The 10,719-nt window shown below is 61.4% G+C and carries 3 protein-coding genes and 2 pseudogenes; all 5 read right to left on the reverse strand.

The window, feature by feature from the left end; genetic code table 11:
* Positions 1–2 precede the first annotated feature (2 nt).
* On the reverse strand, positions 3–5,723 hold the full coding sequence (locus AC1RQI_RS06035) for an alpha-2-macroglobulin (protein ID WP_481904047.1): 5,721 nt from the start codon (positions 5,721–5,723) through the stop codon (positions 3–5).
* Between the two features lie 92 nt (positions 5,724–5,815).
* The gene (locus tag AC1RQI_RS06040; protein ID WP_481904048.1) at positions 5,816–8,161 is read right to left on the reverse strand and encodes a heavy metal translocating P-type ATPase; all 2,346 of its coding nucleotides are present in this window, start codon (positions 8,159–8,161) and stop codon (positions 5,816–5,818) included.
* A gap of 62 nt (positions 8,162–8,223) precedes the next feature.
* The gene (locus AC1RQI_RS06045; protein ID WP_481904049.1) at positions 8,224–8,430 is read right to left on the reverse strand and encodes a hypothetical protein; all 207 of its coding nucleotides are present in this window, start codon (positions 8,428–8,430) and stop codon (positions 8,224–8,226) included.
* 200 nt (positions 8,431–8,630) lie between these two features.
* A pseudogene (locus AC1RQI_RS06050) lies at positions 8,631–10,499 on the reverse strand (efflux RND transporter permease subunit); the annotation flags it as partial.
* Positions 10,500–10,527: 28 nt separating this feature from the next.
* A pseudogene (locus AC1RQI_RS06055) lies at positions 10,528–10,719 on the reverse strand (IS256 family transposase); the annotation flags it as partial.

A 10,719-nucleotide genomic window follows, 5' to 3' on the forward strand; every position in this document is an offset into this window, starting at 1 on the left:
GGTCAGGGTTTATGAACGCGGAATTCGCCGGCGGCCGAGCGGCCCTGAAGGTCCGGATGATACATGGATTCCGCGAACGCCGGCGGAACCCTGAAGGTACCGGTCCCCGTGGCCTTGACCTGGTATTCGAAGGTCCGGACCTCACTGTCCAGGCTACCGTAAAGCACCAGCCGGTCCTCGCGGATATCCACATAATCCGTGGACCAGCCCGCCTTGCGGCGCACGGAGTCGCGCTCCACCTGGAAGCCGCCCGGCAACAGATCCACGACGGCAATATTGTCGTGCTGGCGGTTATCCAGGGCCCGCATGCGCAATCGGACTGTCAGTTCCGCGCCCTGGGCCACCTCGGTGACGGCCTCGCCGTTCTCATCGAGGAATTCCCTGGTAATCTCCAGCCCCTGCTTCACCGCCTCGCTGGGCAGGTCGCGGTCGTAACCGGATTGCACGGCCGTGTGGAAGAGCCGGCCGTCGCCGCTGAACAACAAGCGGGACACGGACACCGGCACATCGGTCCGGGCCACCGGCGACGATGCTTCCGCCAGGGTCCGGGCCTCACCGTCCGTTTCGCCCTGGATCCGCAGACTTCCCTCAGCCGCTTGCGCTGCCTGCTGCCCCCAGGAACCCAGTGCCAGAACGGTATAGGACGCGGACAGGGTATTGAACCGCTGTTCGCTGATCGGCTTGATCAGCTTATGGATCCGCTCCTCGCTCAGCTCGTCCAGGCGTTGCGGGAAATGCCGCGACAACAGATAGACATACTGCGCGTTCCGGGCCAGGGCCGAGTCCATGTCCCGCTCAAAATCACTGCCGGGCCGGGCAAAGGTATGGTCCTCAATGAGTTGTTCGGCCTGGTCATTCACCTTGAGCAGGCGGTAGGCCGCGGCCATATAGGCCGCCGTCAGGCTGCTCCGCCAGTCGTCGCCGGCTTCCTCGCGCAGGGTCTCCTGCAACCGGGTCAGATAATTCGTGGTCACCCGGCCGTCCCGGGTCAGAAGGTAGATGGCATAGGCCTGCTCATAGGCGTGCCGTCCGCCTTGCGGCTCCCGGGTTGCGATCTGGCGCAGATAGTCGAGACCGGTCCGGCGCATTCCGTCGGGTACGGGAACGCCCTCTTCTTCCGCGTCCAGCAGGAAATGCATGGCATAGATGCTGGTAAACCGATCCGCGCGGGACGAGCCGGGCCAGAAACCGAAGCCCCCGTCGGCCTGCTGGCGGGCCCGAAGTGCGTCGACCGCCCGGCGGTAGAAGTTCATGACGCGTTCCCGCTCCAGGTCCAACACGGGATCATTGGTCAGCCCCAGCACAGGGAAGACCCGGCTGATCAATTGCTCGGAACAACCGTGAGGATAGTTGGCCAGGAATTGGTGGAGCCCGTCGGCCAGGATCAGCGGACTATGGCCCAGGGTCGCGTTCTGTTCGGCGAGCTCCGGACGCAGCGTCCGGGCCAGCCGGGTTTCGCCCTCATTGTCACTGATACCGGCATTCAACGTCGTCCGGTGGGGAACCGCCGGACGGACACTCAGGGTGGCGGTACGCGTCATCTCGCGTCCGTCCGTGGTCGCCCGGAAAACGAGCTCCGCATTCCCCGGTTTGTCGGCCGCCCGCACACGGAAGCTGGCCCGGTCTTCCCGGCCGGCGCCCAGGGTCATCCCGCGTTCGGCCTCACCGATAATCGTCAGATGCTCATTGGTCTCCAGGCTCACCTGCACATTGCTCTCGCCGGTCTCTTCGGGCAGTGCATTGGTGACGCCCACACTGACCCGGAATTCGTCGCCGGGCGCGGCCGTGGTGATGGCGTTGGGCTGCAGCACGAAGGGGCCTCGCACCACCACATCATCCTGTGCCGATCCGGCCGCTTCCGGTGCGCTGGCCACCGCCATCAAACGCAGGCGCCCATCAAAGGAATCGGGGACCTGGAAACTCAGGGACTGCTGCTCGTCGCTGGCATCCACCAGACCGGACCAGAAGGCGACCGGCTCCTTGAGCCCCCGCTGGAAAGGATTCAGATTGGCCCCCAGTGCCGCCTTGGCATTCTGCTCGCCGCCACCAACCGCCGAGGTTTCTTTCAAAAGACGGAACTCTGGCAGAAGCAGATCGGCCATCTGGAAGGTGCTCACTTCCAGCGCCCGTTTGCGCAGGAAGCTGTCCAGGGGATCAGGCGTTTCATAATCTGCCACCTGGAGTATGCCCTCATCTACGGCAAAGAGGGCCAAACGTGCGTCCCGGTCCGTGCGATAGTCGATCGTCAGATCGGAGCCCGGCTTCACCTTGGCAGGCGCCTCCAAGCCGATGTCCACGGTGCGCGCTGCCCGATCCACCTGAAAAGGCGCCACTGCATGACTCAGGGGTTGGGTAAAGACCTCAGATGAATCCAGCGACCGCACAAAGGTTACGTTCACATACCCATTGCCTTCGAGTTCTTCCGGCACACGGATGGTCTGCACTGAACGGGTAGTGTCCGTCCGGAACCACTTGTGCGCCATCACATCATCTCGCTCAATGGTGATCAGGCCGGCGCCGGTATAAGGCGCCTTGATCTGCATCTCGATCTGTTCGCCAGGCTGGTAATCATGCTGCTCCAGTTCGATATCCAGCTGGGTTTCCTTGTCGCTTGCGCCGGTCAGGTTCCGGCTGCCCGCCACACTGTATTCGACTTCAGCCAGCAGCTTACCGGCCTCATCGCGCAGCCGGGCGATGTAATCGCCGGGCTCACCGGTGGGCACTGCCCAGTCGCTGCCATCAGCGCCAATGGTGAAATCATTGTCGGACACCACTTCTTCCTTGGTAACCGTCTGGTAGGCCAGCGTGCCGTCATCCTGGCGCACCAGGGTGGAAATCTTGCGGTTTTCGGCAACTCTGAGGGTCAGGTCCTTTACGGCCGTGGCCTCGAGATCCGGCGTCACCGCCACGAACCGGATCCGGTGGTCGCTGTCGCGTTTGAGATAATCCAGGTTGCCGTCCGCCTTCCAGCCCACCAGGCGTTTCGCCGGGGACAGGCGCACACTGCTGCGGGCTGACACACTACGGCCGCCATCCGGCTCATACCCCTGCGCCTTGAACGCCAGACGGAAGAGACCACTGCCGTATTCGGACAGATCCAGGTCAAAGGACGCCCGGCCCTTGTCATCGCTGGTCGCCTCCTCCAGTTGACGGCTGACGGACCGGTCCAGTCTGTCTTCCCGGTTCCGGAAGGGGTCTTCAAACACGAACCCTTGGTACTGCTCAAAACGGAAACGCGCGGGCGACAGCGTGTACTCGGCTTCCACCCGGCGTTTCTGTGCCGGCACGCCAAACAGGTTTTCCAGCTCCACACGGCCCTGCTGCTCCAGAGAGGTACGCCACCCCTTGACCGCATCACCAGCGAAGCGGGTATGGATGCGCATCGTGTCCGGCTGGAATGCTTCCACGCTTACCGTGGTATGGCCAAGCAGGCGCCTGCGCCGATCGTGATCCTCATCCAGGAGGTGAATATTCAGCCGGTAGTCACCCGTGGGATCCGTCCGGTCGAACGACAATGCCTGTTCAATGAACCCGTCCGCAGGCAGGGCGCGGCGCTCACTCAGCACCTGGTTGCCCTTGGGGTTCTTCAGGGAAATGGCCACCGGTACGCCCTCGACGGACTGCCAGTCGGTACGCTTGACCATGATGCCTGCATGCCCGCTTTCACCGGGGCGATAGATACCACGATCCGAAAACACCGAGGCGCGCAGCTTCTCATCCGCGTCCCGGCCGCTCGTACGGACACCACCAGTGTCGAAACGGGAAAAATTCAGTTGCCGATCATTGCGTGAATAAGGCAGGAACGCCAGATCCCCCCCTTTTTCCACCAGCCAGACGGTCGCTTCCTTTTCATCATCAAAGTCACTGGCATCGGGAAAACTGGCGTGGCCGGACGCATCGGTGGTGCGTTGCAGTACCGGCTGGCCGTTGCGCCCTAACAGACTGACCCGGGCATCGGTCACTGGCGCTTGATCACCAAGCGAGTGCACGAACACTTCATGGGCATCATCGGCTTCGCGCTTGGCAATGACACTCAGATCCGAAACCAGGATCAGGCGGCGGTCATCCACTCCATGAACGGGCCGATCATTTCCCGGATGCCACCCCTGCACCCGTGCAACGAATATTCCACGCCCCGCATCGCTAAGGTAAGGCGCCAGATCCACGGAGGCATAGGTGGCCTCCGAGGGGTGGGCCGAGGCCAACGAGATCACCTCCTGGTGGCGTTCGGCAAGGTTGTCTTCGTCAAAGGAATAGTTGCGGAAGTCAGCCTCGGCCAGGTCGCCGCGGGTCTGGCTGACCAGGTGATTCACCTGCTCATCCAGAAGCCTGAACAGCTCCACTCTCAGGCCCGGCAGCCCACGGGCCTGCAGGGTGAGCTTGCGCTCGCCACTGAGCGCCAGCAGCGATCCGTCGCCCACTACATTGGCTTCTTCCGGATATTGCGGTGCGCGCAGCAGCTTGGTATGCGGCACCGTCATGTCAAAGCCACCCTGGGAGGTCAGCCCCGATGGCAGCTCCACCAGCAGCTGACGCCCCTCGGGCGCGTCAAAGCGAAAGCTCTGCAGCTTGCTGTACGCATGTTCCGTGGGATTGCCCTCCAGCTCCAACCGTTCAGCACGCTGTTTCAGAGCCGCACCGATGTCATCCCGCCGCCAATAGCGATGGTCCGGCAGCACCCAGGCACGGATGTTGTTGGTCACCACTTTCGTTTTGACCCCATCGGTGAATGCCATGACCAGGGTCTGTTCCGGATCATTCTCTTCGTTGCGCACAATCCTGGTCCGGGTCTCATCAACCCGGAAAAACGTACTTACCGACGGAATCCGTACTGTTTCCTCTATGGAGGTGTCCGTGGTGGAAGGGCCCAGCTCCGCCTCAACCCCGGAGGCGAGCGCCAGCTCCATGAAGTTGTCCCGGGGCGGCAATTCCAGCGGCTCGGTCTTTATATAGGCTTCGCGGCCGCTCTTGCCCAACGCCAGCTCAAAGGGGTATTCATCCGGCGTCTGCGACACCGTGGCCTCGGACGGGCGCATGCTCAGCGTCAGGTGCTCACGGAGGCTGGCCTTGTCCACCCCATGGGTGAACCCCAGCGTGGCGACCACCCGGTGTTCACTGGGCTTTTTCGGGTTCTGGTAGAACTCGATTTTTTTCAGATCGGGCTCAATCTCTGGCGTGGCAAATGCCGGCTGGCCATCTTCCAGATGCACACCCTCGGCCAGGGCGGCCTCTGTGATCGTGAGGGTATAATCCTGGCCCGCAGGCCAGTCCTCGTCCGGTTTGAAACGCAGGGTATCGTCATCGGTCCAGCGCCATGCCCCCGCATGGTCCGGTTCCAGGGAAACACCCTCGGTCAGGGGCTTGCCGATCAACGCCAGCGGCGCGGCGCCACGGGGTCCTTCCTCACGGGCGTCTTCATACTGGCTCGTGAAATGCAGCCGGAGGCTGTCGGGGTAGCGTTCCCCCTCCTCATCCACCCGGGTAACGCCAGGCGCCTCAATGCGTACGGTCGTCTCCACGGGCTTGGGTACGAGCTCCCAGAGCCGGAGACCAGCCAGGTAAAGCAATGGCAACAGCACCACCAGGGTGACCATGCTCCAGAACCGACGCGGGCTCCGCCGGCGCGCATTATTCAAAGAACGCAACCAGGGCGGCGCGCTCCAGCTCAGTTCCCCGAAGAGTTGCTTCGAGCCGCGGCGGATGGCGGCACGTAATCCCTTCATGACTGTTCCCTTCCCTTGCTATCCGACTCAGGAGCCTAACGGTAGCAAACTTTGACTCTATCCGGGGGATGTTTCTGGAACATTCACGTCACTCATGATTCCGCTGACAACCGCACAACTCTGAGTCTCAAAGCGTTGGCGATCACGCTGACCGATGACAGGGACATGGCTGCTGCCGCGAAGATGGGAGACAGCAGTATCCCCGCGAACGGGTAGAGAACACCGGCCGCGATCGGCACACCCGCCGAGTTGTAAACAAAGGCAAAGAACAGATTCTGGCGGATGTTGCGCATGGTTGCGCGTGAGAGCCGCCTGGCCTCAACAATGCCCATCAGGTCCCCACGCAACAGCGTAACCCCGGCACTCTCGATGGCGACGTCCGTGCCGGAATCCATGGCGACGCCCACATCGGCGGTTGCCAGTGCTGGCGCGTCGTTCACACCATCGCCCGCCATGACGACGATCCGTCCTTCATCCTGCAGGCGTTTCACCACTCGGCCCTTATCCTCCGGCAGCACCTCGGCTTCAACCTCATCGATATGCAACCGCCTTGCCACTGCTTCGGCGGATGTCTGGTTATCACCCGTGAGCATCACGACCCGCATACCATCCCGCTGCAATCCTTGGATAGCAGCTTCTGTCGTTTCCTTAACCGGGTCCGAAATGGCCACCAGCCCACGGATGCGCCCGTCGACAGCAGCGAAAATCACCGTCGCGCCATCCCGGCGAAGCTGGTCCGCCTCGCCCTCGAACGCATCCAGTGCAACGCCCTCGACCTCCATCAGTAACCGGTTCCCAAGCAGCACCTTCTGGCCATCAATGAGACCAGTCACACCCTTGCCATTGGGCGAATCGAACTCCGTCACCTCAGGCAAATCCAGCTCCATGGATTGCGCCTTCTCCAGAATGGCCCGCGCCAGGGGATGCTCACTGCCTTTTTCCAGGCCGGCCGCTAACCGCATCAGGGTTTGCTCGGTATCGCCTTCAGCGGGCACCAGCTGCGTCACCTGGGGCCTTCCCTCCGTCAGGGTCCCCGTCTTGTCGACCACAACAGTATCGACTTTTTCCATGCGTTCCAGCGATTCCGCATCCCGGATCAGGACCCCGCCCTGGGCGCCCCGGCCAACCCCCACCATGATGGACATGGGAGTGGCCAGACCAAGCGCGCAGGGACAGGCGATGATCAGTACACTGACGCCCGCGATCAGCCCAAACGCCATGGGTGGTTGTGGCCCGACAATCGACCAGGTGATAAAGGCAATGACGGCAATCAGAATCACGGTTGGAACGAACCAGGCTGCAACCCGATCCGCCAGCCCCTGGATGGGTGCCCGGCTGCGCTGGGCACTCGCCACCATCTGGACGACCTGGGAGAGCATGGTGTCCTGCCCGACGCGGTCGGCGCGCATGATGAAACTGCCCTGTTCGTTGATGCTGCCGCCAATCACCGAGTCACCGGATTCCTTGCTGACAGCCAACGGCTCGCCGGTGACCATGGATTCATCCACACTGGAGCCGCCCTCCAATACTTCACCGTCCAGCGGCACCCTGTCACCCGGCTTCACCCGCAGGCGATCACCCACCTGCACCTGATCCAGGAAGACTTCAGTTTCATTCCCCTCATCATCCAGCCGGCGGGCGGTTGCCGGTGCCAGTTCCAGCAGTGCCTTGATCGCACCGGACGTCTTCTCCCGGGCCCGCAGCTCCAGCACCTGCCCGTGCAGCACCAGTACCACGATCACGGCAGCAGCTTCGAAATAGACGGCAACCGAACCGCCGGGCTGGCGGAAGGCGTCCGGGAACACCGAGGGCGCCAGCGTTGCGACAATGCTGTAGGCCCAGGCTACGCCCGTGCCGATGGAAATGAGCGTGAACATGTTCAGGCTGCGATTGACGATCGATTTCCAGCCCCGTTGGAAAAACGGCAAGCCACACCAGAGCACAACTGGCGTTGCCAGAACCAGCTGGATCCAATTGGAGGTCTGGGGAGCAATCATCTCCTTGAGGCCAATCAGATGGCCGCCCATCTCCAGAAGGAACACCGGAAGCGCCAGCACCGCGCCAATCCAGAACCGGCGGGTCATGTCCGTGAGTTCTTCCGAGGGCCCTGTATCCGCTGTCACCTGCTCGGGTTCCAGGGCCATACCACAGATCGGGCAGTTACCCGGCCCTTCCTGGCGGATCTCCGGGTGCATCGGGCAGGTATACATCGTGCCCGGCGGGACCGATTCAGCGGCCTGCTCCTCGCTCGAGAGGTAATGGTCTGGATCACTCTCGAATCTGGACTTGCAGTGTTCCGAACAGAAATACCAGGTTCGGCCCGCGTGCTGGCTGCGGTGTTCGGCCGTGTGCGGATCCACGGTCATGCCGCAGACCGGATCCTTCGTACCCGCCCCATGTTCCTGCTCATGATCATGAGCACACTCGCGTGAGGTCATCACTCTCTCCTGGGTTTGCAGACGTTCATCGACCCGGGCTGACATGGATGGCACTGGCCAACTCACCAACGGGGTTCGTTTGACTCCGGCCACCGGGAAAAGGCCAGAAAATAGATAAACGCCAGGTTCACCAGCGGAATCAGTATCAGCAGGGCCAGCGGCCCGGGATAACCGGCACGAGTGGCCAGTTTCCAGAACGGAATAACGAGGATGATGCCCACCACGAGCATCCAGATCATTCCACCTGTGTGCATACCGCCAGACATCATTTAAGTGTTCCTTCTAAAGGTAAAATCAATCTTGGCGCGAGAGCGAGGCCGTTCTCGCTCTCGCGCGCTGAAACCATGATCACATGGTTCTCATTCACTTGCTCTCTACCCTATTCAAGCACGATAAGCTGAACCGCACCTGAATTGGTGCGCCAGCTTATCGTGCGCGCAGGATTCGAGGTCACTGCGTGCTCTGTTTCTCATTCCCGAAGAGAACGCTTCTTCCAAAGAAAGTAGACCACCGGCAGCACCAATAGCGTGAGCACGACTGCGCTGATCATGCCGCCAACCATGGGGGCTGCTATACGACTCATTATTGCGGACCCTGTCCCCGTCCCATAAAGAATGGGCAGCAGGCCGCCGATAACAGCTGCAGCCGTCATCATCACAGGCCGCACGCGGAGCCCGGCGCCATGAAGCACGGCGTGGCGCAGCGTCTCTTCTCGAGGGGCGACATCATGATCACGGCACTGTTCAAGCATACGTTCATGAGCTTGATTGAGGTACGTGAGCATGATTACGCCAATTTCCACGGCCACACCGGCCAGGGCAATGACGCCGACGCCCACGGCTACCGAGAAGTTATAGCCCAGCAGAAACAGTAGCCAGAAGCTGCCCACCATCGCCAGAGGCAGCGTCACCATGATAATGGCCACCTCCTGAAGGCGCTGAAAACTCAGGTACAGGAGCAGCATAATGAGCACGAGAGTCAGAGGTACTACATAGGTGAGCTTCGCCTTGGCTCTCTGCATATACTCGTACTGGCCGGACCAGCTGATGGAGTAGCCGGCAGGCAGGTCCAGTTCCTCGCGGACTTCCTTTTGCGCGCGAGTCACATAGGTGCCCACGTCCACGTCGGCAATATCAACGTACACCCACCCGTTCAGGCGCGCATTCTCGGTCTTGATGACCGGCGGGCCATCCTCGACACGCACGTCGGCCACGGCCCCGAGGGCGATACGCTCACCGGCTGGCGTCACAATCGGCAGTTTCGCCAACTGCTCCGGCGAGTTCCTGTAGTCCTGCGGGTAGCGCAGATTGATCGGGTAACGCTGCCGACCCTCCACGGTCTCACCGATGTTACGGCCGCCAACGGCCGTGGCCACGACCTGCTGAATGTCATCGATATTGAGCCCGTAACGGGACGCATCGTCACGGCGGATGTCAGCGGTGATATAGCGCCCGCCGGCGACCCGTTCCGCATAGACCGATTCTGTCCCTGAGACGTCCTCCAGGATGGTCTCCAGATCAGAGCCAATGGCCTGGATCTGCGACAGTTCCGGGCCCGAGACCTTAATCCCCACCGGTGTCTTGATGCCCGTCGCGAGCATATCAATCCGGGTCTTTATCGGCATAACCCAGGCGTTGGTCACACCCGGAATCTGAACACGATTGTCCAACGCCTCCTTGAGTTTCTCTTTCGTCATTCCAGGCCGCCACTCTGAGCGGGGCTTGAGGCTGATAGAGGTCTCAATCATGGTCAGGGGTGCGGGATCTGTCGCCGTATCCGCTCGGCCCACCTTGCCGAAGACGGTATCGACTTCGGGTACAGTTCGGATGAGCTTGTTCGTTTGCTGCAACAGCTCCCGTGCCTTGCCGATCGAAATGCCCGGGTGGGTGGTGGGCATGTACATGAAATCACCCTCGTCCAGCGGTGGCATAAACTCGCTGCCAATCTGGCTGACCGGCCAGAAGCCAACAGCCGTTACCACCAGTGTGGCCAGCACGGTGCTCTTGGGGTAACGCAATACGCCTTTCAGCAAAGGCATATAACCGGCGACCAGGAGCCGATTCACCGGGTTACGGTGCTCGGGCATAACCTTACCGCGAATGAAATAGCCCATGAGAACCGGCACCAGCGTAACCGCCAGAGCAGCGGAGGCGGCCATGGCGTAGGTCTTGGTGAAAGCCAGGGGCGCGAACATACGCCCCTCCTGGGCCTCCAGGGTGAATACCGGCATGAAGCTCACGGTGATGATCAGCAGGCTGAAGAACAGCGCCGGGCCTACTTCGCTGGCCGCGTCGGCAACGATCCGCCATCGGTTTTCCCGGGTGAGCGGCGTTCGCTGAGTTATTGTCAAATCTGGTGTATGACCATCAGGCGGCGCTCCTGTCAGATTGATCCTCCACCCGTTCTCCATCCTGAAACTGAACGTTATTAACGACCAGCTTCAGTTGGTCGAACCCCTTGATCCGCTTCCAGCGTTTCTGGGCGGATTGGAGCAGTTTGAACACCATCGATAGCGTGGTGTCTCGGGAGCCGCAGGAACGACTCCGTTTGGTTCTTAA

The sequence above is a fragment of the Salicola sp. AFF1 genome (genome assembly GCF_056783195.1).